Consider the following 24,729-nt stretch of genomic DNA (forward strand, 5'->3'; position numbering starts at 1 on the left):
ATTCTCTATCCTGTCCCATTAATTAGGATTTTTCACATCCCTAAATAGATTTTTTTAATTTAAACCGTTTTTTTTAAACTCATCTCTCGAGAATTGGGTGAGATCTGGGTGTGAATGGTATAGAACTGGTAAAACATGGCGAATTATGGGAAAATTTACTTTTATTGGGTAATTTTAGATAAGTAACCAAGAAAGTGGCATAAATCATGCCGGAGGTTATTTAATTAAAGGAATCATAATAAAAGGCATTTTTATAAGTAAAACCAAACTACTGGTCTCAGTTTCACTAACCCTCCTACTGTTGTCGGCTATCACCCTGGTGGTAGGACTACCCGGGGATTCGGAAAAAATAGCGGTTAACGCCACTAATAAAGTTTCAGTGGTTAAAGTTTTGATATTCGATGGTGAAGGTTCCATGGAAGAGAGTGTTGCGGGTGTGGAAGCCTGCCTGGACGAAAGTAACACGGAAAATCTTTCCAGTGGGATTTACTTTGATTATGATACCACCAGTAACATTAACTCCAACACCCTGTCGGGATATGATATTCTGATAATCCCGGGAGGAAACTCGGCAACTTACATTTCCAGCACCAACATTGATGAAGATGCCATTAAACAATTCTTAAGTGAAGGGAATGGATATTTAGGTATATGTGCTGGTGCTTATGCTGGATCAAACAGTGTGGATGGACTTTACTCCGGATGGGGTCTTGCTTCCCATGTAAACACGGTTAATGTGGTTTACGATGGTTTGGTTTCAGTTTCACCCACATCTTCCGGGAGCACCATACTGGATTCATCCAAAACAAGTCTCCATCACCAGAACGGCCCGGTTATGTACACTACCAGTTCCAGTGCAATTTCTTTTGCCACTTACACTGATAATGGAACTGGTTACCAGGGATATTCAGCAATTACCGGAGAAAATTATGGTTCTGGCCGGGTGATCTTAAGTGGTTCCCACCCAGAACTCGATCCCCAAGACACCCCCCTACTGGTCCAGATGATATTATGGGCCACTAATCAATCAGAATAACCATTTTCTTGGTTATATTTGGGCTCCAAATATTCTTGGCAGGTTTAAACGCTTCACCGCTTAATTTGGAGCCCTAAACACTCATTAAGATACTATTTCAATTAAAAACCATTTCTCAAATTTAAAAAGGGTGAATATTATGGATATTGCAAACTCTAATAAAATTCTTACAGAAATTAATCTTACTGAATTTTTCAAAAGGAAGTACTGGCTAATCCTATTATAATCATCTTTGTATTCTCCTTTGCCCTTGACCTGTTCCTTCTAACACGTTACTCTTTATCCTATGGTATTGATGGGGCCTTTTACGATATTCAGGTCCGCAATATACTGCAACAGGGGGTTCCCATGAGTAACGACCCGCCACTGGCATATTATTTACTCACACCCTTCGTGCTCTTATCTGGAAACTCATTTTTGGGAATTAAAATAGGTATGGCCTTTATGGGGTCTTTACTTGCTTTCCCTGCTTTTTTCCTCACAGAATGCTATGCTAAGAAAAAGAATGGAAAAATTATTGGTTCCAGGGTACCCGCACTTTTAAGCGCCTTCCTGATAACGGTGAATGTAAATTATTTCTCCCTAATTGCCAACTTCATGCAGAATCTGGTGGGGGTTCTTTTTCTTTCCCTATTCCTTTATTTTGTCATTAAATGGTTTGAAAATATTCAGGATTGGAAGAAATATGGGATTATCACTGTCCTCCTGTTGGGCGCAAATCTTTTAACTCATATTTATACCGGAGCCCTGGCGGTGGCTCTGTTTTTTGCACTACTAATTTTCAGTATCCTCTTGAAGACCCATAAAACACGTGAATTACCCCATTTTGATCTGAAAATTTTAGGCTTATCTGCTGTTCTGGTAGGGGCCTGTTTTGTTGCCCTATTTTTTGTATATCCTGTCATGTACACTAAATACGGGACTGTTTTATCATTTTTTAACTCTTCAACCACCACTAACAGTGCAGGGGGAGTTAGCAACCCGTTTAATGGCCTGATTTTCTGCAGTTTACCCTATTTAATGGGAGTTGCTGCTTCCATTATCATATTCTATCGGGGGTTAAAGGGAAAAATACCAAGTACATCTACCTCTGCACTCAAAATCAATCCCAACACCCTTTTAGCAGGGGGTTATCTTTCTTTAGCAGCAGCTCTAGTAATATTAGTGGTCATACCTGCCTCAGATTATCAGTCCAGATTCCTGTTAATTGCCTTTTTACCCATTGCATTACTGGTTCCCCTGGGACTTAAATTCATAGAAACAGAATTTTTAGCCAGATATCCGGAGAAAAAACTTCCCATTCTCCTTTTAGTGGTGGGGATTTCCCTGATATTTGCATTTTCCAGCTTTTACACTGCTTCACAATCCTTTAATAGTTTAGGCCCCACCATAACTAATGAACAGTACAATGACTTGGTGGAACTTAAAGCCAGTTATTTTAATACAACCACCGGAAGTACTGTCATTCTGGCTTCGGATATGCAGACCAAATATTGGATTGAGTATGTTTTAGGTGAGGGGGCCAATGTTACGGTTGTGGAAAACATTAATGGAGTTCAGGGAAATTACAAAAACAGCACAGTTTATTCTGTAAATTCGATGAACAATCAGACATCTGCCGGGCAGGGCACCAATGCATTTTCCACTAATTCAACGTTAAATCCAGGAAATTCAACTGTGGATCACAGTAATTCCACAAATAATCCTCCCACTACAAGATCAAACTCGTTCAATAATGTTGGAAACGGTATGGGCAGCCATTATGAATTAAGCTTACTCTTACCATACGGGCCTTCCCTTTTACCAAATTCCTGGGACCAATTATCATTGAATACGGGAGGATCTTTAAACTCCAATACACTTAACCGGAATGATCACCATCCGGGGAATAACAGTACCGGTGTGCCGGGGGGAAACGCCACTCCTTTTGCTGGCGGCCAGGGTAATATGCCCCCGGATAATAACACCTTCAGCAACAACATGCAACAACAAGGGGGTAGGGGTGATGGTTTTAATCAGACTCAAGGAGTTATGGGAAATAAAATGGGCTCTGGTAGCCAGTCATTGGAGATATTTGAGTCCGGAACCACAGTCTACAGTGGAAGATACTTCCAATTAATCCGGTTAAAGTTTTAAAATACAGTGGGGTAAACTGAATTAGTCGAAGTATTTTTTTAGATCCTTCGTTTTTTTTTTTAACTATCTTTTTTTTTAACTATCTTTTATTGGGGGATTAAAAGGGAAATATCCTCCTATAAGATGTAAAAATATAATTTATCGTGAGAATATGGGGATTTGGTCAAGGAGAATCCCCCTACGGGATGTTTATCATTTTGGGTAAAGCGACTATGCACTCTGGTTTAATCATTTTAAGAAGAATTCTGTGTTTGGTTAGGGGGATAATGGCCAAAAATATTAAAAGTATCATTAATTATAATGATAAATAATAGGAATTAACATTGTTAAGGAGGTGAGAAATTGGTTTTGGGGATAAATGACCCCTGGATATGGGGTGCCTATATTGGATGCATTCTGGTGACTCTTTTATGTGTAGTTTACGGAATTTTGAATTGGAATAAAGGCGGCGAAGATGAAGAATTACAGGTAAAAGAAGAAGTGGAATGGCACGAGAAAGAAAAGGAAATGGAAGAAAAAGAACTGGGCCTTTGGGATGAATACGATGAATAGGGGTCTAATGAAAATATAGGTTGTGGATTAAATGAATGATTTGCTGATATTAAGTATTGTTGTTATAATATACTTATTATTAACAGGTTACGTAGGTTACGTGGCCTGGAGGCGAACCAAAACTGCCGATGACTATTTGGTGGCGGGAAGGGAAACCCATCCATTTGTAATGGCCTTGAGTTATGGGGCTACCTTCATCAGCACCGCGGCAATTGTCGGTTTTGGGGGGACAGCCGGAGTTTATGGAATGGGACTGTTATGGCTCACATTCTTGAACATACTGGTAGGTATTTTTATTGCTTTTGTATTCTTTGGAAAACGCACCCGGAAAATGGGGCACAATTTAGGAGCCCTTACCTTCCCTGAATTTTTATCTAAACGTTTCGATAGTAGATTTATACAGTATTTCAGTGGACTGGTCATATTCTTTGGAATGACATTGTACGCATCGGTGGTTCTCATTGGTATGGCTCGGTTTGCAGAAACAACACTCAGTATTGATTATAACATTGCTCTCGTTGTACTGGCAGTAATTGTGGCCCTGTACGTTATCTTTGGAGGAATAAGGGGTGTGATGTACACTGATGCTCTGCAGGGTACCATAATGTTTGTGGGGATGTTCATACTTCTGGTGGCCACCTATTGGATGCTGGGTGGAGTCACCGATGCCAATCAGGCTCTCACCAATCTGGTAAATGTGGTGCCAGCCAAGGCCACGGCAGCGGCTACTGCCACAGGATTCACGGGGTGGACGTCCATGCCTGCCCTGGGAAGCCCATTCTGGTGGACCTTAGTCAGCACACTGATACTGGGAGTGGGCATAGGAGTTTTGTCACAGCCACAACTGGTGGTCCGGTTTATGACTGTCAAATCCAACCGGGAACTTAACCGGGCAGTTTTGGTGGGAGGAATTTTTATCCTCCTAATGACTGGGACAGCTTTCATTGTGGGGGCTTTATCCAATGTATATTTCTTTGAAACCGCTGGAAAACTGGCTATTCAGGTTGTAAATGGTAATGCTGATTCAATTATACCGGCGTTCATCACTGCGGCCATGCCCTTATGGTTTGCCTACATATTCATGATTGCCCTTTTATCAGCGGCCATGTCCACCCTCAGTGCACAGGTTCATACTCAGGGAACTGCCTTGGGCAGGGACATCTTCGAAACACTGACCAATAGAAAGAGTGGGGCATCGGTGATGATTGCCCGGATGGGAATTGCCATTGCCATGGTTATTGCGGTTATAATGGGATTCATCTTACCGGCTAACATCATTGCGGTGGGAACTTCCATGTGGTTCTCCATCACTGCCGCGGCATTCCTTTCCATGTATGTATTTGCCCTCTTCTGGAAGGGCTGTACCAAGGCCGGTGCCATATCTGGACTGGTGGTGGGAACACTCATCAGCCTATTCTGGCTGGTATTTGAATACAAAAAATCCGCTGAAGCTCTGGGTATAGCTAAGGCACTCACTGGAAAGGCAGTACTCACTACTGCTCTTCCTTGGCCAACTGTGGACCCCATAGTGATCGCACTACCCATTGCCCTGGTGGTAACTGTGGTGGTGAGCCTTCTAACCCGGAAACTCAGTAAGGAACACATGGACAAATGCTTTGAGGGAGTTTAGAATATCTCCCTATTTTTCCATTTCTTTTTTATTCCCCATTTTTCTTTTTATTATAAAATTAACCTAATCTGAAATGTAAAATTCATGCAGGGTTGGTTTTTTCATTTAAACATGGTGAAGAACATACGAAAACGACCCTAATTTAATATTATTTACCAATTTATACTCTGCTGGAATAAATATCATTTAAAAAGTATATGGATCAATTTAATCCTGCAACCCACTATTTATCAGGATATATGGCTTTTTACGCCCTTAAATCATACAGTGAAATTATAAGTATAACCTGGAACTTAAAATATATGAATAAAACTTTGATCTTAAATAATTGAGGGTGGTAAAAAAGGAACTACCCTTCCTATGTAACCGAGGTGATTACCATGAGGATCGTTGAAGAAATTGTTGGAAAAGAGGTTTTAGACAGTTCAGCTGTGGTTATTGGAAAAGTTAAAGATGTGGAAGTGAATTTCGAAACCAATCAAATCTTATCCTTTGTAGTAAGCAAAGGAGGAATATCTGAAGGTTTAGGGCTGTCTAAAGGAGAGACAATTGTTCCTTATGATATGGTGAGTAAAATCGGGGATAAAATACTTCTCAAAAGCAGGGAAGGAGAAACCACCTACGAAACAGCCTACGATTTTTAATTATTATTCAGGGTATTTATATTAAGTATATTGGGGTATTAACTTAATTTTACCCTTTATTTTTTGCCCCGGACTCAAGTAAGATTTTAATAGCTTCAACTGACCATCCAGTAGGAAGGTGATGTTTTTTGGAAGTTAGAGGATTGTGCAGTATCTGCGGGCGACCCGGCAAAATGTACACCTGTTCTCTCTGTGGGAGCCTGGTCTGTGAAAAATGTTTTCAGCAGGATAGAGGAGTTTGCCCGCGATGTCAGAGGGGAACAAGATTCAAGAATAGGAATGATTTAATTGATTAAACAGGAAAAAAACCAATTAATAAGTCTGTTAAAGGATAACAATGTAATTAAATTTGGTAAATTCACTCTTTCTTCCGGTAGGGAGAGTGACTATTATGTGGATATGAAAAAAGCCATCACCGACCCCCAGATCCTTTCCCAGGTGTCCAAGATCATTTCCCAACTCATCAGTGATGATGATATTGACCTGGTGGCGGGGCCTGCCCTGGGAGCGGTTCCCATAGCAACAGCCGTGGCCCTGCACGCGGGTATACCCATGCTCATGATTCGCAAGGCACAGAAAGATTATGGAACCTCTCAATTAATAGAAGGAGAGTTGAAAACAGGGGATAAAGTAATTGTGGTAGAAGATGTTACTACCACTGGTCATTCTCTTTTAAAAGCAGTCAGGGCAGTTCAAGACAATGGAGGAGTGGTGGAAAGAACCTTTGTAGTGGTTGATCGAGAAGAAGGGGCAGTGGAAGAGTTAAAAAAGCAGGGGGTAACTTTAGAACCATTGGTCTCCATTAGTGAAGTAAGATAACAATTAATCTAATCTTCCACTTTGTTTCTTCCTTTATTTTTCCTTATTCCTTCCGTATTTTCCTTATTTTCTTTCATTTATTATTGCTTTTTTATAACCAATTTCACTCAATTAATGTTTCATATGTTTGACCAGGTGTCCCAGTTCTGGTTTAATTATTTCCATCCCCAGCTGCACCGCATTTGGTGATCCAGGTAAGGCTACCAGGAGGGTTTCTTTCCACACTCCGGCTGTGGTTCGGGTCATTATGGCACCGGTTCCCAACTCTTTATATGTTTCGTAACGGAAAATTTCTCCAAAACCATTCAATTCTTTGTCAAACAGGGGCTTAATGGTTTCAATAGTAATATCTCTTTTTCCAATTCCCGTACCACCTGTGCTGATGATGATCTGGGCACCTACCTTCCGAATTTTCTCTATAGTTTCTAAAAGGAGACCGGCATCATCAGGTATGATCTGATAAGCTACTATTTCATGTTGATCGGCCAGAGACTCTTTAATGAGCTTGCCGGATAGATCTTCCTTACTGGAAACAAAATTTTCATCTTCAGGGTGGGATGAAACAGATTTTGAGTCACTTAAAGTGATTATTCCCACCTTAACCTGTAAAGGGCTGTGTTTTTTATGTTCGGCCATGGTTTTATTTTGCATGGTTTCACTTCCTTAGACCGGGGTAAACTAAATCAGTACAGTTTAATATTATTGACAGTTACTGGTATTGAATTTATATAGACAGATTTAAACAATGGAGTATTAAACTGTGAGGATTAAATAAAATATATGCCTATAAAAATAAATGCAAAGGAATCATTACTCAGAATTAATTAAAATTGCATTAATGGCGTTAAAAAGTATTATTGGAGTATTAATTAAGGAGGATTTGGTGTTAGTAAATCACTAATCTCTAAAATTTTATAGGAATATAATTGGACAATATTGCTAAAAAACATTTTAAAATAAGTTTATTCCCATATTAATCCAAGGGAGGGAATTAGGTCCAAATCGGAGGCGGTTTTTCGCAGGCGAAAAATTGTGAAAGGAGTCTAATGTCACCCTCCCTCGATCACTTGATCTATTGTTTTACTAACATAAAAACATTTCTCACGGGTGGAGGGCAACGAATAAAAAAGGTTTAAATTCTTTTATTATTCAGAAAAACCCCACATATTTATTTAAATTTGTATTCCTGGCTAATCAATCCATTGGTTGGATCATAAATTTATATGATAGGGGGGCCTGTAAAGTAATACTAAAGAGGATGGTGAATTAGTGAAGGAGAAAGTGTATGTTTTGGATGCATCTGGAATCATTGGGGGATTCATATCTTCAAAACATAAAAATATAACCATAAATGGTGTTTTATCGGAAATTAAAGATTTAAAATCACAGATAACACTTCAATCGGCCTTAGATGAGGGTAAAATCATGGTGAAAGAACCGGATAATGACTCTGTTAACCATGTAAAAAATGCCATCCATAACTCCGGAGATATTTTAAGGCTGTCCGAGGTGGATATTAGTTTGGTGGCCTTGGCAGTCACACTTTTGAAGAATTATCATCCTACGGTGGTCACTGATGATTACTCCATACAGAACATCCTGAAAATTCTAAAAATTCCCTACCAGGGGGTAATGACTGAAGGAATAACTGGAATTTATGGTTGGATCAAAATTTGTCGGGGTTGCCGTCACCAGTACCCTTCTGATTATCAGGAGGAAGACTGTGAAATCTGCGGATCCCCTGTTTATCGCAAGCGAATTAAAAAATAACCCCGTAGGCCCATTGGTATGGATTGGTAAGTAATAATAATATTACTATGGTGGTAGTATTTTAATACGAGTACGGGGTGGTAGGTAATTATAATAAATACCCTGATTCTATGGTGAAGTAATGATGAAGATGAACATTGGTTTAGTGGTGCACGGGCCAGAAATAGTTGATTCTGGTCATGCCCTGAAGTTTTTAAAGTTTTTAGAAAGATATGGTACGGTCAGAGCCAGATTAGGTGGTACCATGGGGCGAACTGCAGTTATTGATGCTAATCTGGAAGATAAGATTGACATCAGCCATAAACTGTTCCCCAGCCAGTCGGTGGATAAATTCAGTGAAGAAGGTAGTGATGTTATTTTTCTTATTAACTACGGTAAATCCAGTGTAACTGGACACGCCTTTGGTTACAAGGTTTATAACAACAGCACGGGTAATCCTCCCCTTATTCAGATGGAAAGACCCGGGGAACCCGATGGCAGTGTGGTGCCCTGGAGGGATGATCTAATCCCTTTGGCAGCAGAGATAGCCACTGAAATTGGGTTAAGATTGGTCTCTCCCGAGGAGATCAGGAACACTCTATTTTCCCAGGATCCATGTCAGGGAACCAGCCAAACCATCTGCCGAAAAATTGCCGGTGTGTCCCCTGATGAGAATATATTCGTTAATGGTATAGTTATTGGCAAATCTACCTCATCTGAAGTGGCTATTGTGGCTGAAGATGGTATTATAACTCAACTTATAGGTGGAACGTTGAAAAAACATGGAGTGGAAAAATTAGGGCTAGTTGAGCTGGAAAAGGCAATTGTAAAAACTGGCTTGTTACGTAAATCCCGGGTAAAACCCCGAATATTAAAATCTGAAAAATTAAACACCAATTTCACCATCGCCTACCTTAGCCATGCTGCCGAGGATATCTACAAGTTAAAAAATGCGGACCTGGTGGTTACCGTGGGGGATGATACCACACTGGTTGCTGCCGATATACTTTACCGTTTCAACGTTCCCATAATTGGTATAACCGATGGAGATCTGGATAAAGTTGTTGAAGAGGGGTTTAAAACTGAGGGTTCTTTAATAATCGAATTTGAAAGTGGTTGGGATGATTTGGTGGGTGAAAAGATATTTTCAGAACTTTTCAACCGTCAAGAGAGCATAGAAATAGAAAATATAGAAAATTTTAAAAGTAAATTACTACAGATTATTAGTAATATAACCAGCCAATACCAGATAAGGTATAGTTAAGTATATGCTATCCAATTGGAGAATAAGGTCTTAATATTTAGTTGATGTTATTATATACAGTTTAGATTTAATAATCATAATGCTCCCGGGCAGGTAATAATAGAAACTAACTTAATAGAGGTGCACTCTTGGATTTAAAATCACTTGTTAATTCTATAAAAAATTTTGAGGGCATTACCCGAAAAAACCTTATAAAAGACGTGACTGGGCTTCTGGAAGACACCTATAACATCGCAGGACGCACTATTCTGGGCTTTGGTGATGATGCATCCGCCCTGGAAATAGACAATGGCCAGGTGGTTCTTCTGGCCGCAGATGGGATGTGGGGGAAGCTCATGGAAGCGGATCCATGGTGGGCCGGGTACTGTTCAGTACTGGTTAATGTCAATGACATTGCCGCCATGGGGGGGATACCCATTGGAATGACCAACGTCATTTCCACTCAGGATAAAGAGATATGCGCCCAGATCATGGATGGAATCAATGAAGGGGTTAAAAAATTCGGAGTGCCAATGGTGGGAGGACATGTGCATCCCGACGCACCATACAACTCTTTGGATGTCTCTATAACTGGAATAATGAACCGCAACGACATTATAACCAGTTGTGGAGCCCGGCCAGGAGATAAAGTCCTGGTGGCCATTGATCTGGATGGAGAGATCCACCCCCAGTTTCACCTGAACTGGGATACCACCACCATGAAAAGCCCAGAACTGGTTCAGGCCCAGATCCTGGCCATGAATGAACTGGCCCAGAAACATCTCTTAACTGCCGGGAAGGATATAAGTAACCCTGGAACCCTGGGAACCCTGGGAATGCTTCTGGAAACCTCCAATATGGGAGCTACCGTGGAGTTGGGAATGATACCCCGTAACACCACTGTTAACTGGGAGGACTGGCTGAAACTTTACCCTGGATCGGGATTTGTGCTCACTGCCCCGGAAAATAATGTTTCCCAAATCACCCAGATCCTGGAAAAGGTCAATGTAACCACCCGAGTGGTGGGCCATATAATACCAGAAAAAAAATTATATCTAACCTCTGAAGGTGATAAAGAGGTTGTTTTCGACTTTTGCACCGATAGAATCACAGGAATACATGATGAAAATCCCTAGGAGGATATTTAATGCAGGTGAAGATCAATGGAGAAAAAATAGAACTCCCAGAAGGATCAACAATACAGGATGCCATTGATAAAGTGGGAGCGCCTTACTTGCCAGGTTGTGTTCTGGGGCTGGTAAAGGGGACGGAAGAAGTAGAAAAACACGTCAACAAGTACAGTTTGAAAACTAACAAGGGAAGTATCATCATTGAAATAGTGGACGATGCTCCTGAAAGCCTGGTTTCAACCTGGAAACAGTTTTACAAGGAATTTGCTAAAGGTGTGCGCTGGACCACTTCCCAAGAGGTGGCAATTGGACCAGTACAAACCCAACTTACTCCCAGCCGTGAAAAATACCGTTATCAACGGTGGGATGTTCTTTTCAGCCTCTCCGGCTTTACCGCAGACTCAACTCATTTAATACTCTCTATGGGGGAACATGAAGCAGTTTACGGTGCCCCTGAAGAAAACAGGGGAGTTTTCGCCCGGGTGGTTGGGGGGAAAAGAACTATACTCAAACTTAATGATGATGATGAAATATTAGGGATAAAACCAGTCCTGGAACGGGAAAACATAGTTAAAAGTGCAGCCATAACCAACCTGGAAACACTCCTGGAGGAGGGTAACCAGATATTCACCTATGTCCAAGTTAAGCCCAACCCCAAATCGCCCCAATCAGTAGAACACTTCTATGCACTCCAAGAATCTGGAAAAATACGGGTTGATTATGAATCCAATACATTCCTGGGATTTTATGCCCTGCAGGGGCTGGAAAAAGACGCAGAACACATTGATCAACGTAAAAGGGGAACCATAACCTTCCGTAATAAGGGGAAGGGAATGGGTCGTGTGTACATTTACCGTGAAGACCGAGTTTCTACCCCTTCCCATAATGTGTTGGGAACCGTGGTCAGTGGAATGCAATTATTGGACATAGCTGGTTACGGTGATGAAGTAACCTTCCAAACATCTCCCACCCGGATAATGACTCTCTCCATGACCCAGAAGGAGGCCGAGGAATTCTTACAAGAAAATGGAGTGAAACAGATCAGGGAAGGTCTACAGGATGATGATGCCGTGGTGGTAAAGCAGGAACCACACTACACCATGGACATCATAGCCCAGGGAGAGGTTAAAACCTTAGGGATCCCTGCAGAAGACTTATTACACGTGGAACTCTACCCAGATGCACCGCGATCCACATGGTACTTCCAGAAAATCACTGGACTCCTGGATTCACCAGTGGGATCACTGCAAGTACACTTCGCCTTCCCCGGTATGAAACTGTTGATGTTCAAGGATTTCCCCAAGGAATCCAAGGGATTAATACCGGAAAACAACCCTCAGGAAGTGGTGGAAGCAGGAGAAATAGGGGTCACCAACATGTCACGTCGCCATGTAGGGATGTTAGGGGTGCGATTTGAAGATAACAAGGAATTTGGACCTACTGGAGAACCATTCCAGGGAACCAACATCATCGGAAGAATGGTTGAAGGAATAGAACATCTGGAGAAATACAAAGAGGGGGATACCATTTATGTCGCCAGAAAAAGATAAAGTCACCCGAATGATTGTACTGAGCCCCAAAGCCCAGCTAAGCCAGAGTGAACTGGTGGGGAAACTGCACATGCTAGAATTACCTCTAACCATTAAATCCACCTGTTACGGTGCTGTGGTACACGGGGAAAAGGAAGATGTGATGGAAGCAGTTAACCAGATAAGAAAGCTCGACCCATCTAACATATTTACTAAGGACCGGGGATTCCCACCAGGAGATCCTAGAAGGTGCCGGGCTAAACGCGGAGCTGCCAGGGAAGGATTCCACCAGCTGGAAAAGGAATATGAATTACTGGAATATGTTTGTGATGCCCTGGAAAATCCAGAAGCAGTGACCCTGGAAGAACCAGAGAAAATTACTCCGGATGAGTTTAAAAAAATTGCCCGGGAGTGTGAAAAATGAATATCAATACATCCTCCACAGGAGAAGAAATAGCATCAATGGCTCTGGCCATTCACCAACTGGTAAATGGTCTTCCTATAACCATGCGCACCCTTGAAAATCCTGGTGTTCGTATTGAAGATAGTAAAATTGTGGACAGTGAATATACGGGGCCCGTCCTGGAAGAAGTGCTTAAAGAGGGTAAAGTGGTCCGGGAAATCCCTGAAACCGGAGCTTACCAGGGTATCCCAGTGGTGGTGGTTCCAGTTATAGAAGAAGGACAGGTAATAGCAGCCATAGGTGTGGTGGATATAACTAAGGGAATTTACAGTGATATTATGGAGATTACAAAAAGACCAGAAGAACTAAATGAGCCCAGGGGTGATGTGCAGTGAAAATTGCTGTTTTCCCACCTAACTCGTTGATACTGGCAGATATGGTGGAAAGAAAGGGTCATGAGCCTCTGGTTATTCAGAAAGAGATTCGTAAGAAGGTCACTGACCCGGAAATAGATTCCCCTCCCTTTAACATCACTGAAGAAGAACCCATTAAGGGCCTTAAATACGCGGCTATCGAAGTTCCCTCGGGTGTAAGGGGCAGAATGGCCATTTTTGGACCAATTATTGACGAGGCAGAAGCAGCCATAATCATGGAGGATGCCCCCTATGGTTTTGGATGTATAGGCTGTGCCCGTACCAACGAACTTTCCATGTACTTCCTCCGGAAAAGAGGCATTCCCGTACTGGAAATACATTATCCTGAAAGCAAAGATGAAACTGTGGAAGTAATTAACAAAATCAACACCTTTCTGGATGGTCTGGATAAATCTGAATCAAAGGAAAAGGCAGAACCAGAGAAAGATACCAAGGAGACGGTGGAGGAATAACAATGGTAAAAATAGCTCAGATTTCATGTGGAACCGAGTACAGTGGTGTCCAGAAAGAAATTGAAAAGGCAGCATCCACCTTTGGCGCAGAAATAATTATCCCTGAAGCTGATCTGGACTACATTGATGAAGCTTACCATAAGTTCGGATTCAATGCTGCCAGTAGCAGCATCCGCTTGATGATTGCCCGGGCAATGTCCCTGGTTGAGGGAAAATCAGACGCCGATGCAGTATTTATAGCCACCTGTTTCCGCTGTGCCGAGGGAGCACTGGTTAGAAATGAAGTAAGGCGTTTCATACAGCAAAATACCAACCTGCCGGTGGTTACCTATTCCTTCACCGAACGAACCAAGGCTGATGAGCTTTTCATCCGGATGGAAGCACTATCCACCATTGTTGCCCGAAAAAGTTTACTGGCCCGGGAAAAACAGGAAGGCCTCACATTGGGTATAGATTCAGGGTCAACCACCACTAAAGTAGTGTTAATGGAAAATAACAAGATAATAGGTACAGGCTGGCTCCCCACCACCGATGTAATTGGCAGTGCCCAGGAAGGAATGGTACAGGCCTTTGAAGGTACAGGATACAAGGAATCAGACGTAGATGGGGTAGGAGTCACTGGTTACGGTAGGCTCACCATAGGGAAACACATGAACGCTGCCCTGATACAGGAAGAACTTTCAGTTAACTCCAAGGGAGCAGTTTACCTGGCCGGACACCAGCGCGGTGAAGCCACAGTTCTGGACATAGGCGGTATGGACAACAAGGTCATCACTGTCAACGATGGTATTCCAGACAACTTCACCATGGGTGGAATATGTGCCGGAGCATCAGGAAGATTTCTGGAAATCACTGCCCGCAGATTAGGTGTGGACATCAGCGAATTAGGGCCCTTAGCTCTTAACGGAAACTTCAAGAAAGCACTCTTGAACAGTTACTGTATTGTATTTGGAATTCAGGACCTGGTTACCTCCTTGGCTGCCGGTGGTACCAAGGAAGATGTAGCTGCCGCAGCCTGTTACTCCGTGGCTGAACAGGTATACGAACAGCAGTTACAGGAGATTGACGTGAGAGAACCCCTTATCCAGGTAGGGGGAACCAGCCTCATCGGAGGGCTGGTGGAAGCAGTAAGCACAGTCCTGGGTGGAATGGAAGTCATTGTACCCGAAAATTCCCAGCACATTGGAGCAGTAGGAGCTGCCCTTTTAGTGTCGGGAATGGTGGACAAAAAAGACGTTAAAGGTAAAAAATAATCGCAGGCGATACCATGTATGTGGAATGCTACGATGAAAACGGGCGCGAAGTCTACGATATGATCCTGAGACATATACTCCAGGAAGTACAGATAGGCCGTGCCATAAACGATGTCCGGATATATGTGGACCCCCGCGAGCCAGTATTCATCATCGCAGTAAAATACGAAAAAGCAGCCCCACCAGTGGTTCTGGAAGATTTCGCAGAATACGAATATGATCCTGAAGCTAATGAAGGTTTCATAAGAATAAAAGACGAAAATTATCTTCCTGAACTTCTAAAAAAGCTCTGGGAAGTGGAAGGAAGAAATAAAATACATCAGCCCAGTCGTTTCGAAGTGATCATCGATGATCCACAAATAAAACTGGAAGGTCTGGTGGTACATGACCCGGAAGAGGACCTCAAAAAGAAGATCTACGATGCCCTTTTCCGCATCATTCCCGAGGGCTTCCGGGTGGTGGAACACTACTCTGAAGGTAACATAATAGCACTCACCTGTTCTGATGAGTACATCAAGGAAGAATACCTGGAAAAAACAAGGGAAATAATCCAGAAAATTAAAGAAAATAAAAAATCGTATGAGTTAGATTCAGAATCTCCTCAAAAAAAGAAAAAATCAAGTAGTTCAGAAGCTAAGACCTCTAAAAAGTTAGGAAATAAGTTTAAAGAGTAAAAAGTCCAAATTTACCATCATGAGGTAATCATGGAATGATTCCCAACTTTGAGTGATAAATAAACTCCCTCAACTTGAGGAGATAAATAAAAACCTGTTTCCCTCAATGGTAAACCAAGGATCAATATAAATCCCATAAAATATAACATGTTTATCCGGATATTTCAATCTTAAAGATTCATGATTTATGAGCGGAGGAATTATTTATGAATGAATCTAAATTTGCCCATATAACCAAGGTACATCCCTGCTTTAATGAAAAAATGCACGACAAGGTGGGTAGAGTTCACCTGCCCATTGCACCTCGCTGTAACATACAGTGCAACTTCTGCACCCGAGAATTAAACAAATGTGAGCAACGCCCTGGAGTATCCTCCCGGGTGATGACGGTGGAAGAAGCAGTCACCCACGTGGCCAAGGTCATCAAGGAGATGCCCATCAGTGTGGTGGGAGTGGCTGGACCAGGAGATGCCCTGGCCAACCCTGAAACATTGGAATTCTTCCGCATAATCGATAAAAAGTTTCCGGACCTTATAAAGTGCATGAGTACCAATGGATTACTCCTGGCTGATCTGGCAGAAGAAGTGGCCGCTGTCAACGTAAGCACCATTACCGTAACTGTCAATGCCATTGACCCGGAAATCGGTAAGAAAATCTACTCCAGAGCAGTTTATGATGGTAAAGTCTATGAAGGAGAAGAAGCCTTCAAGATCATATCTGAGAAACAGCTGGAAGGAATTGAAAAAGTCTCCAAACTGGGAGTGGTGGTCAAGGTCAACAGTGTACTCATACCGGGGTTAAATGATGAACACATCCCAGACATAGCCCGGGAAGTTAAAAAACGTGGTGCCAGTCTGATGAACGTTATACCCCTTATCCCCCTCTACAAAATGAAGGATTACCAGCGTCCTGGCTGTGAGGAGCTTTCCACAGTAAGGGATAATGTTGAGGAAATCCTACCCGTCTTCCGGGCCTGTACCCAGTGCCGGGCCGATGCCTACGGAGTACCGGGAAAAGAGGACAAACACCTGGACATGACACCAGCCAGCCATTATTAGGGGACAAAACATCCCCACAAACAATTTTTTTTAATTTCAAACAATTTAAAAACCTTCTCTTTCTCAAAATAAAGTGTTTACGGAAATATTAAATAATTAACACTATTAAAGGATGTGAAATCACATGAAAACCATGTACTGGAAGGATGACCTCCTTTACCTGCTTGATCAAACTATATTACCTCATGAAACTGAATACCTGGTCTGCGGATCATATCAGGATGTTATAACTGCCATAAAAACAATGGTGGTTCGTGGAGCACCGGCTATTGGTGTGGCTGCAGCATTTGGCATGGTTCTGGCTTACTTAGCAGATGAAGATATGGAAAAAGCCGCCCAGGAAATGAAAGATGCCAGACCAACCGCTGTAAATCTATTCTGGGCGGTGGATCGGATCATGGCCTCGGATGATCCCCTGAAAGAGGCACTCCTCATGTATGAAGAGGATATGGACACCAATCGAAGCATGGGCCGGCACGGTGCAGAGGTAATTGATGACGGTGACACCATACTCACCCACTGCAATGCCGGAGCCCTGGCCTGTGTGGACTACGGAACAGCACTGGGAGTTATACGCGCCGCCAATGAGGACGGAAAAAACATCAGCGTGGTTTGTGATGAGACCCGGCCAGTACTCCAGGGGGCCCGCTTGAGTGTATGGGAAATGCAGCAGGAAAACATACCAGTGAAACTGATTGTGGACGGAGCTGCTGGCCGCCTGATGCAGGAAGGAGCCATAAACAAGGTAGTTATAGGTGCAGACCGTGTGGCTAAGGGGGGAGTGGCCAACAAAATCGGATCACTTATGGTTGCTTTGGCTGCCAAACGATTCAACGTACCATTCTATGTAGCTGCACCCAAGAGTACCTTTGACTATGAAAACAGTATCTATGATATTGAAATCGAAGAACGCGATCCTGTGGAAGTATTGGGATTTGCCGGTTGTTTTGCAGCCCCCTTAACAACAGAAGTGAGAAATCCCTCCTTTGATGTTGTTCCCAGTGACCTTATAACCGGTATCATAACTGAAGATGGAATTTTAGAACCATTATAACATTAATCAAGGGATTCTCTTCTTCTTTTTTTTAATTTTAAAGATATAACTAACCATTAAAGATATTATGGTTTTAGATATTGGTTTTTAGAGATGAAATCAGTCAATTAAAAAAAAAGTGGTTTACTTTTAATTGATTTTAACATCAATTCCCACATGCCACACTCCCGGACTCCGGGATTTAACTTTACGCTTACCTAAAACTTCTATCTGGCGGGGGTAAGCTGCATTTTTCACTTTTTCTATGGGGTTGTCGAAATCACGGCTGAACTGGTAATAATGGAGGATTCCGCCCGGTTTTAAATGGTCCACTGCCACCGGGAGAAACTCACAGGCAGTACCCGGTAGATTCATAATAATCCGGTCGGCTTTTACATCCAAATCCTTTAAAACTTCGGCCACATCCCCCAGTAACGGGTTGATCTTGCCCTGTACCTTGTTTAGGAGAATATTCTCCTGGAGGTAATCTATGGCCGGGGGGTTGATGTCAATGGCGTGGATCTTCACATTCTTGAGTTTAGACCGGCGGGCGATGTTGATGGCAAAGGGACCCACCCCGGTGAACATATCAATGATCACCTCTCCATCCTGGACCTGGTCCCCCACGATCTTCCTTTCCGTGGCCAGACGGGGACTGAAATAAACCTTTTTCACGTCCAGCATTATTCTAGAATCGTGTTCCCGGTGGATGGTTTCGGAGACATCTTCACCAGCCAAGTGTTCCAGTTCCCGGGTGCGGACAACACCTTTAATAGCACTCTTCTTACGGTAAACTGACCTTCTCTTGGTGAACTTTAGAGCTGCATCTCCAATAAGATACTTTTCTTCTTCTAATTCAGGGGGAATCTCCAGGATCACCACATCCCCCATTATATCAAAGGATTTTTTAAATTCCTCCATTTTTTCAGAGGGTATTCTACCCTGGAGGTAGTCTTCAATGTTACGGGGCCTTTTTTTAAGTTCTTCAAAATCAGTCTCAACGATATTTTCCAGTTTAAGTCCCAGTTCTTTCAAAAAATCAGGGTCTGGTTTTTGAGTTAAGGGTAGATAAACGTTTTCTTCAAAACGTCTGATCTTCCAGTGGTGATCCAGAAATGATTTCTCCAGTAGAATAAGGCGGATGCGGTTGGCTTCTTTTTTGGGGACCTTTAAACCAATCATGGAATTCCTCGAATATTATCTAATTACTAAATAATTATCCTAATTTATTAGTTGTTAGGACAACTAGTTTAACCAGTTATGTTAACTTTTGAAATAAAATTTTATAAACCTTTCATCCTATAATTAGATGTTGAAGGTGAAAAAAATGCTCTACCTGGTTGGACTGGGACTTTACGATGAAAAAGACATATCTATAAATGGTCTGGAAGCTATAAAATCTGCTGATGTTGTTTATGCTGAATTCTATACTGCCCGATTATTCGGTGGTGATCTCAAATCCCTGGAAAGCCTGGCCGGGGTGACCATTAACATTCTGCGTCGTGAAGAAGTGGAAGAAGAAAATTTGCCCCTTAAACAGGCAGAAATTAAAGATGTAGTCTTTTTGACTGCAGGTGACCCCTTAATGGCCACCACTCATGCTGATATCCTGATGGAAGCCCGAAAAAAGGGCATCCCAACCAGGGTGATACATGCTTCATCCATTCTCTCGGCAGCCCCGGGCATTGCTGGCCTGCAGGCTTACAAGTTCGGGAAAGTAACCACCATACCCCGACCGGAGGATAACTACTTTCCACATTCTCCTTATCAGGTTATTGCCGAGAATAGGAAAATGGGACTGCACACCCTGGTGCTCCTGGATATACAGGCGCACCGTGACTATTACATGACAGCCAATGAAGGACTGAAATACCTTTTACGTGTGGAAAATGAAAGAAATGAGGGAATAATAACCACTGACACTTTGGCAGTGGTGATAGCCAGGGCGGGTTCTCCTGAGCCACTGGTACGTGCCCATCGGGTGGGTGTTTTGGTTGAACAGGATTTTGGTGGGCCACTGCACTGCATGATAATACCCGGTGATCTGCACTTTCTGGAGGCAGAAGGTCTGGTTATCCTGGGAGGAGCACCAGAACATATTCTGCCAGAATAAATCCCAATCAAAAAAATAAAAGACCGGGATTAAAAAATAATCCGAGGATAAATTCAATGTATTTTAGGGATCATAGAAATGGCCAATGATATAGCTGAAAAAAACTTTAATATTGCCCGACCCTACTTGAAATGGGCGGGGGGGAAAACTCAACTACTTTTTGAACTTGAAAAGAGATTACCTCCATCAATAAAGGAAAGCAGGGTTATCGAACGATATGTGGAGCCATTTGTTGGTGGTGGGGCCATGTTCTTCTACCTGAAAAACCATTACCAGGTCCAGGATTCCATTCTCCTGGATGTTAATCCAGAATTAATAATGGCCTACCTGGTTATTCAGCAGGACCCCCACAAACTAATCACTCTTTTAAAAGGTATGGAAGGGGAACATCTTCAGAAGAGTGAAGATGCCCGAAGAGATAACTTTTACCGTATCCGGGCTGAATTCAACCGGAATATGCCCTTGATGAACTACACTGATTATGGTGATGAGTGGATTTCCAGAACTGCCTCTTTGATATTCCTGAATAAAACCTGTTTCAACGGACTCTTTCGTCTCAACAGTAAGGGTGAGTTCAACGTACCCTTCGGCAGGTACAAGAATCCTAACATCTGTGATGAAGTAAACCTGCAAGCAGTTCACCAGGCCCTTCAAAAAACAGAGGTCCGGTGCGCAGATTTCACCCAGGCCAGGCAATACATCAAAGAAGATACTTTAGTGTACATGGACCCACCCTACCGGCCCTTAAACAGCACTTCCCACTTCACCAGTTACTCCCGGGAAAGATTCAGTGACCATGATCAGGAAAAATTAGCCAGATTTTACCAGGAAATGGATTCCCAGGGTGCCTACCTTATTCTGAGTAACAGTGACCCTAAAAATAATGACCCGGCTGATAATTTCTTTGATGAACTGTACCGGGGTTATAAAATAGAACGAGTCCCGGCCAAACGTAACATAAACTCTAACACCGCCAGCCGGGGTGAGATAAAGGAGTTGATCATCCGGAATTTCCAGGAATAAATTGAATATCAAGATTTAAGATGATTATTAAATTCTAATCTAATGATTCTACATAATTTTACAGATCCCTAAAAACCCGTAATATCTGAGGTAAGATATTATTTTAGGATATGGGGATTAATTATCCTAATTAATGAAGTTTAAGTTTATTTAAGGAGGAATTATTTTTGAACTGTGCTTTTTGTCAGGATAAGGATTGTTTCAATGGTAAAGACTGTCTTAAAAATGGAGAAAGAATTAAAAAATTCTACACCAATGATGATATTAAGTTGTTGGAAGCATCTTCTGCAATTGAAGCCCGGTACTATATGGAAAAAACACGAATTGAAGAGCTCATCCTTTTTTCGAGGGAAATGGGTTATGAACACTTGGGACTGGCATTCTGTGTGGGTTTAGAAGGTGAAGCACGCCAGATCGGTGATCTGTTACAGAAAGATTTCAAGGTGGACTCCGTCTGCTGCAAGGTATGTGGTATTGATAAATCAGAATTCAATCTGGAGCAGATTGATAAAAAGAGCTTTGAAGTCATGTGCAACCCGGTTGGACAGGCTAATATTTTGAATGAGAAAAAAACGGAACTTAACATTATAGTGGGACTGTGTATGGGCCATGACATTTTATTTACACAGAATTCCCAGGCTCCAGTCACCACCCTGGTTGTGAAAGACCGAGTACTTGCCCACAATCCGCTGGGTGCAATATACTCCAGATATTACCAGAACAAACTCAAATAAGGATGATCATGGATAAAATTTTATTTAATATTTATTAACGGTTAATCCTCTTCATCCTTTTGGTGTTTATCCAGTTTCTCGATAAACTCACATTTTTCCACATTTTCCAGGGGAAGAAGCACTATTTTCCGTCCACTGTCCTGTGTTGTATAAATAATCTCAATTAAACCTCGGTCTTCATCCATTTCAATGGATTCAACTCCAAATTCTCCACGGCGAAAGTTGTGCACACTTTCATTGATCATAGTCACTTCGATTCGGTCAATCATCTCATCACCATTTGGACTTTGCTATCGGTTCAACTAATACTCCCAACATCCAACTACTACTCATTGATCTGTTCTTCATGGGAAATAAATTTATAATCTGGATTTATGGGAAAACTTTCATCAAAAGGAATCCTATTACTTTATATCTCCATATAACCTATTATCATTTGATTTTTGAATGGGAGGAATTTCAGTGACGGATACAATTATAGAAGCGCGTGATATCACCCGGAATTTCGGTGATTTCCAGGCCGTGGATAAATTAAATTTAAAAATAAAGAAAGGTGAAGTTTTTGGCTTCCTGGGACCCAACGGGGCAGGGAAAACCACTTCAATCAACATGATGGTGGGACTGTTACGCCCCACCAGTGGCCAGGTTTTAATCAATGGCCAGGACGTGGAAGAAGTAAAAAAAGGCACAATCGGTATTTGCCCCCAGGAACTGGTCCTCTGGGACTTTTTAACCTGTAAAGAAAGCCTCCTGCTCATGGGGGACATGTACGAAGTACCCCGGGATGAACTGAAGTTAAGGGTGGAAAAACTCCTGGAAGATCTTTTCCTGCAGGATAAGGCCAACACCGTGGTAAATCAGTTATCCGGAGGCATGAAACGTCGCTTGAACCTGGCAATGGCCGTAGTCCACCAACCAGAAATCGTGGTGCTGGACGAGCCATCCGAGGGCCTGGACCCCCAATCACGGAGGGTTTTATGGAATTACATACGCCACCTGCGAGATGAAGAAGGTAAAACCGTCATCCTGACCACTCACCTCATGGATGAAGCCGACCGGCTTTCGGACCGCATAGCCATAATAGACCATGGTAAACTCCTACGACTGGACACACCATCCAACCTGAAAAAGGAGATAGGAGAAGGGGACGTGGTGGAGATGAAACTCTCGGACCCGGATAAAAATGAAGAAGTAATTGATATCCTGACGGTAATGGATGGAGTGCATTCCGTGGTTAATGTAGAGGACGCCCTGAATGTTCGTGCCCTGGATGCAGTGGGTAAACTCCCCCAAATTATTGATGCCGTGGAAACTAGCGGAGTCCATGTTCTGGACCTTTCAGTACGGCAGAACACCCTGGAAGATGTATTCATAGATTTAACTGGGACTGGATTGCGGGAGTGAGAAGATGAAGTTTATTAGTATAGCCAAAAAGGATTTTAAAGAATTAACCCGTGACCGCCGAGGTTTGGCAATGATATTACTGTTTCCAATGTTTTTCATGCTGGTGTTCGGATTTGCCTTTGGCGGGATGGGTCAGAGCAACGAACCACACAACTTAGCTGTGGTCAACCATGATAAAGGAGCAACCATGCCCCTAACAGGGGAACAGGTGAATTTCGGTAACAACCTCACTAAAATACTGGAGGATTCCCAGTATCAAGATAGTGATGTGCATTTGTTTAACGTCACCACCACCACCGAAAGTGAAGCTGATGGAAAAATCAAGCAGAGGGATGTGGATGCCGAACTGATCATACCGGAAAACTTCTCCCAGTCTGTGGTGGCCCTCATCACCAGCACTTTACAGCAACAGTCCTTAACCAGTACATCAGCATCAACTAACGTTTCTTCAACGTTAGTTATCCGGGGAGACACAGGATATACTGGATTTGGAACCACCCAGGGGATACTAACCGGTGTTCTGGAGCAATATCAGGATAAAATGGTCAGTGAGATACAGATGACAATTACCGGTAGTTCCGGAGTAACCGCTGACACCTACCTCCAGACCAAGGTGGAATCCATTCCAGGAACCGGTTCTTTCACCACCTTTGACTTCATGGCCCCGGGAATGATCGTATTTGCCATACTGCTGTTAACCACCACGGTGGCTGCGGGTCTAACTCGAGAAGTGGAAAAAGGAACCCTTTCCCGTTTAAAACTGTCAAAAATGACTTCATTTGACCTTTTATTCGGAGGATTAATACCATGGTCCCTGGTAGCAGCGGCCCAGGTGATTATCCTCCTGATAGTAGCGGTTTTAATTGGATTTCACTGGCAGGGGGGAATATACACCCTTCTACTGGCTGTTTTGGTGGGAATAATTGGGGGGATAGCCTCTGTTTCTCTGGGGATGATAATAGCGGCTTTCGCCCGTAATGACCGACAAGCAGCCAACCTGGGAACCCTCATCAGTGTTCCCACCAGTTTCCTGGTGGGGGCTTTCTTCCCCTTGCCCCAAGTGGTGATAGCCAACTTCTGGGGGCAGTCATTCCAGCTTTACGACCTCCTGCCCTGGACCCATGTCTTAAGTGCACTGCGATCCACCCTAACCTATGGTGGGGGCTGGGAAACCATTGCCTACCAAGTGGGATGGGCGGTACTACTGACGGTGATCCTGTTTGTCATTGGTGTGGGACTCTTTGCCAAAAACAGATTACAGGCTGAAAACTAAAAATAAGTCTTGTCAGGAAAAAAAGTCTTATCAGGCAAATGAATGTAAATATAATTGTCCATGGATAAGAATGAATTAAAGGAAAACTTGTAAACCAAGGGGGTATAGTGGAATGTCAGAAAAGCACGGCCATAAACACCATGGTAAATCTACCCGGGATATTCTGGACTCTAAACGTGTTTTAGGGGCTGCAGGATTGAATGAAAGTCAAACATTCCTTGATGCTGGTTGTGGGGATGGATTCATCTCCTTAGAAGCATCAAAGGTGGTGAAGGATAGGGGAAAAGTCTATGCCCTGGATGCCTATCAACCCAGTCTGGATACACTGAAAAAAGAAATCAACGAACTTCAAATAGGAAATATGGAGGTCGTAAATGCGGACATGACTTTAAACATCCCCTTGGGGG

General features: G+C 42.7%; 27 protein-coding genes (1 of these 27 running past the window's edge). 24 read left to right on the forward strand and 3 right to left on the reverse strand.

Translation table 11 applies throughout. The annotated features are described in order from the left end of the window. Positions 1–301 precede the first annotated feature (301 nt). The 7 genes from CIT02_RS11670 to pyrE all read left to right on the forward strand — a co-directional run bounded on the left by CIT02_RS11670 (position 302) and on the right by pyrE (position 6,817). Positions 302–1,036, forward strand: coding sequence for a BPL-N domain-containing protein (locus CIT02_RS11670; protein WP_292612695.1), 735 nt, complete (start codon positions 302–304; stop codon positions 1,034–1,036). A 348-nt stretch (positions 1,037–1,384) separates the two neighbouring features. Continuing rightward, entirely contained in the window at positions 1,385–3,172 is a 1,788-nt protein-coding gene (locus CIT02_RS11675) for a glycosyltransferase family 39 protein (protein WP_292612697.1), read from the forward strand. A gap of 342 nt (positions 3,173–3,514) precedes the next feature. Further along, positions 3,515–3,724 carry a symporter small accessory protein gene (locus CIT02_RS11680; protein WP_048072144.1) on the forward strand — a complete coding sequence of 70 codons (210 nt, stop codon included), beginning with the start codon at positions 3,515–3,517 and terminating at the stop codon, positions 3,722–3,724. Between the two features lie 31 nt (positions 3,725–3,755). Further along, positions 3,756–5,354 (forward strand): sodium:solute symporter, encoded by a 1,599-nt coding sequence (locus CIT02_RS11685; protein WP_292612700.1) that lies wholly within the window; start codon positions 3,756–3,758, stop codon positions 5,352–5,354. A 380-nt stretch (positions 5,355–5,734) separates the two neighbouring features. After that, the gene (locus CIT02_RS11690) at positions 5,735–5,998 is read left to right on the forward strand and encodes a PRC-barrel domain-containing protein (protein ID WP_048072142.1); all 264 of its coding nucleotides are present in this window, start codon (positions 5,735–5,737) and stop codon (positions 5,996–5,998) included. A 128-nt stretch (positions 5,999–6,126) separates the two neighbouring features. Beyond that, positions 6,127–6,294, forward strand: coding sequence for an orotate phosphoribosyltransferase (locus tag CIT02_RS11695; RefSeq protein ID WP_292612703.1), 168 nt, complete (start codon positions 6,127–6,129; stop codon positions 6,292–6,294). Continuing rightward, positions 6,290–6,817 carry an orotate phosphoribosyltransferase gene (gene pyrE / locus CIT02_RS11700; RefSeq protein WP_292614990.1) on the forward strand — a complete coding sequence of 176 codons (528 nt, stop codon included), beginning with the start codon at positions 6,290–6,292 and terminating at the stop codon, positions 6,815–6,817. Before CIT02_RS11695 ends, pyrE begins: the two co-directional genes overlap by 5 nt. Before the next feature lie 111 nt (positions 6,818–6,928). Here pyrE and CIT02_RS11705 read toward each other — a convergent pair whose 3' ends face one another. Continuing rightward, a complete protein-coding gene (locus CIT02_RS11705) occupies positions 6,929–7,468 on the reverse strand; it encodes a molybdenum cofactor biosynthesis protein B (RefSeq protein WP_292612705.1) in 540 nt (179 codons plus the stop codon). A gap of 618 nt (positions 7,469–8,086) precedes the next feature. Here CIT02_RS11705 and CIT02_RS11710 point away from each other — a divergent pair. The 11 genes from CIT02_RS11710 to mtnA all read left to right on the forward strand — a co-directional run bounded on the left by CIT02_RS11710 (position 8,087) and on the right by mtnA (position 17,796). Continuing rightward, positions 8,087–8,587 (forward strand): ribonuclease VapC, encoded by a 501-nt coding sequence (locus CIT02_RS11710; RefSeq protein WP_292612707.1) that lies wholly within the window; start codon positions 8,087–8,089, stop codon positions 8,585–8,587. A gap of 130 nt (positions 8,588–8,717) precedes the next feature. Next, positions 8,718–9,830: a DUF2117 domain-containing protein gene (locus tag CIT02_RS11715; protein WP_292614992.1), complete on the forward strand. Its 1,113-nt coding sequence runs from the start codon at positions 8,718–8,720 to the stop codon at positions 9,828–9,830. A 128-nt stretch (positions 9,831–9,958) separates the two neighbouring features. Then, positions 9,959–10,945: a methanogenesis marker 2 protein gene (locus tag CIT02_RS11720; protein ID WP_292612709.1), complete on the forward strand. Its 987-nt coding sequence runs from the start codon at positions 9,959–9,961 to the stop codon at positions 10,943–10,945. 11 nt (positions 10,946–10,956) lie between these two features. After that, positions 10,957–12,489, forward strand: a complete 1,533-nt coding sequence (locus CIT02_RS11725; protein WP_292612711.1) for a methanogenesis marker 3 protein — start codon at positions 10,957–10,959, stop codon at positions 12,487–12,489. After that, positions 12,470–12,892, forward strand: coding sequence for a methanogenesis marker 6 protein (locus tag CIT02_RS11730; protein WP_292612713.1), 423 nt, complete (start codon positions 12,470–12,472; stop codon positions 12,890–12,892). Before CIT02_RS11725 ends, CIT02_RS11730 begins: the two co-directional genes overlap by 20 nt. Continuing rightward, positions 12,889–13,266: a DUF2111 domain-containing protein gene (locus CIT02_RS11735; RefSeq protein ID WP_292612715.1), complete on the forward strand. Its 378-nt coding sequence runs from the start codon at positions 12,889–12,891 to the stop codon at positions 13,264–13,266. Before CIT02_RS11730 ends, CIT02_RS11735 begins: the two co-directional genes overlap by 4 nt. Beyond that, the gene (locus CIT02_RS11740; protein WP_292612717.1) at positions 13,263–13,757 is read left to right on the forward strand and encodes a methanogenesis marker 5 protein; all 495 of its coding nucleotides are present in this window, start codon (positions 13,263–13,265) and stop codon (positions 13,755–13,757) included. The genes CIT02_RS11735 and CIT02_RS11740 overlap by 4 nt, the downstream gene beginning before the upstream one ends. 2 nt (positions 13,758–13,759) lie before the next feature. After that, complete coding sequence (locus CIT02_RS11745; RefSeq protein ID WP_292612719.1) at positions 13,760–15,010, forward strand: methanogenesis marker 15 protein; 1,251 nt, start codon at positions 13,760–13,762, stop codon at positions 15,008–15,010. Between the two features lie 14 nt (positions 15,011–15,024). Next, positions 15,025–15,684, forward strand: coding sequence for a methanogenesis marker 17 protein (locus CIT02_RS11750; protein ID WP_292612721.1), 660 nt, complete (start codon positions 15,025–15,027; stop codon positions 15,682–15,684). Between the two features lie 206 nt (positions 15,685–15,890). Next, the gene (locus CIT02_RS11755) at positions 15,891–16,742 is read left to right on the forward strand and encodes a radical SAM protein (RefSeq protein WP_292612724.1); all 852 of its coding nucleotides are present in this window, start codon (positions 15,891–15,893) and stop codon (positions 16,740–16,742) included. 124 nt (positions 16,743–16,866) lie between these two features. After that, the gene (gene mtnA / locus CIT02_RS11760; RefSeq protein ID WP_292612726.1) at positions 16,867–17,796 is read left to right on the forward strand and encodes an S-methyl-5-thioribose-1-phosphate isomerase; all 930 of its coding nucleotides are present in this window, start codon (positions 16,867–16,869) and stop codon (positions 17,794–17,796) included. Positions 17,797–17,925: 129 nt separating this feature from the next. Here mtnA and CIT02_RS11765 read toward each other — a convergent pair whose 3' ends face one another. Then, positions 17,926–18,957, reverse strand: coding sequence for a class I SAM-dependent methyltransferase family protein (locus CIT02_RS11765; protein ID WP_292612728.1), 1,032 nt, complete (start codon positions 18,955–18,957; stop codon positions 17,926–17,928). 145 nt (positions 18,958–19,102) lie between these two features. On the opposite strand from CIT02_RS11765, the gene dph5 reads away from it, so the two are divergent. The 3 genes from dph5 (at position 19,103) to CIT02_RS11780 (ending at position 21,645) form a co-directional block, all read left to right on the forward strand. Then, on the forward strand, positions 19,103–19,888 hold the full coding sequence (gene dph5, locus CIT02_RS11770) for a diphthine synthase (RefSeq protein WP_292612730.1): 786 nt from the start codon (positions 19,103–19,105) through the stop codon (positions 19,886–19,888). A 78-nt stretch (positions 19,889–19,966) separates the two neighbouring features. Next, a complete protein-coding gene (locus tag CIT02_RS11775; RefSeq protein ID WP_292612731.1) occupies positions 19,967–20,911 on the forward strand; it encodes a DNA adenine methylase in 945 nt (314 codons plus the stop codon). Positions 20,912–21,078: 167 nt separating this feature from the next. Further along, positions 21,079–21,645 (forward strand): DUF1847 domain-containing protein, encoded by a 567-nt coding sequence (locus CIT02_RS11780; RefSeq protein WP_292612733.1) that lies wholly within the window; start codon positions 21,079–21,081, stop codon positions 21,643–21,645. Positions 21,646–21,686: 41 nt separating this feature from the next. On the opposite strand, the gene CIT02_RS11785 is transcribed toward CIT02_RS11780, so the two are convergent. Continuing rightward, positions 21,687–21,914, reverse strand: coding sequence for a hypothetical protein (locus tag CIT02_RS11785; protein WP_292612736.1), 228 nt, complete (start codon positions 21,912–21,914; stop codon positions 21,687–21,689). 193 nt (positions 21,915–22,107) lie between these two features. Between CIT02_RS11785 and CIT02_RS11790 the strand changes: the two genes are divergently transcribed. The 3 genes from CIT02_RS11790 to CIT02_RS11800 all read left to right on the forward strand — a co-directional run. After that, positions 22,108–23,049: an ATP-binding cassette domain-containing protein gene (locus CIT02_RS11790; protein WP_292612738.1), complete on the forward strand. Its 942-nt coding sequence runs from the start codon at positions 22,108–22,110 to the stop codon at positions 23,047–23,049. 4 nt (positions 23,050–23,053) lie between these two features. Further along, positions 23,054–24,322: an ABC transporter permease gene (locus tag CIT02_RS11795; RefSeq protein ID WP_292612739.1), complete on the forward strand. Its 1,269-nt coding sequence runs from the start codon at positions 23,054–23,056 to the stop codon at positions 24,320–24,322. Positions 24,323–24,434: 112 nt separating this feature from the next. Further along, on the forward strand, positions 24,435–24,729 hold the 5' portion of the coding sequence (locus CIT02_RS11800) for a class I SAM-dependent methyltransferase (protein WP_292612741.1). Its footprint extends 281 nt past the window's final position; only the first 295 of its 576 coding nucleotides appear in the window; the start codon lies at positions 24,435–24,437; its stop codon lies beyond the right edge, outside the window.

Source organism: Methanobacterium sp. BAmetb5 (genome assembly GCF_003491305.1).
GTDB lineage: Archaea > Methanobacteriota > Methanobacteria > Methanobacteriales > Methanobacteriaceae > Methanobacterium.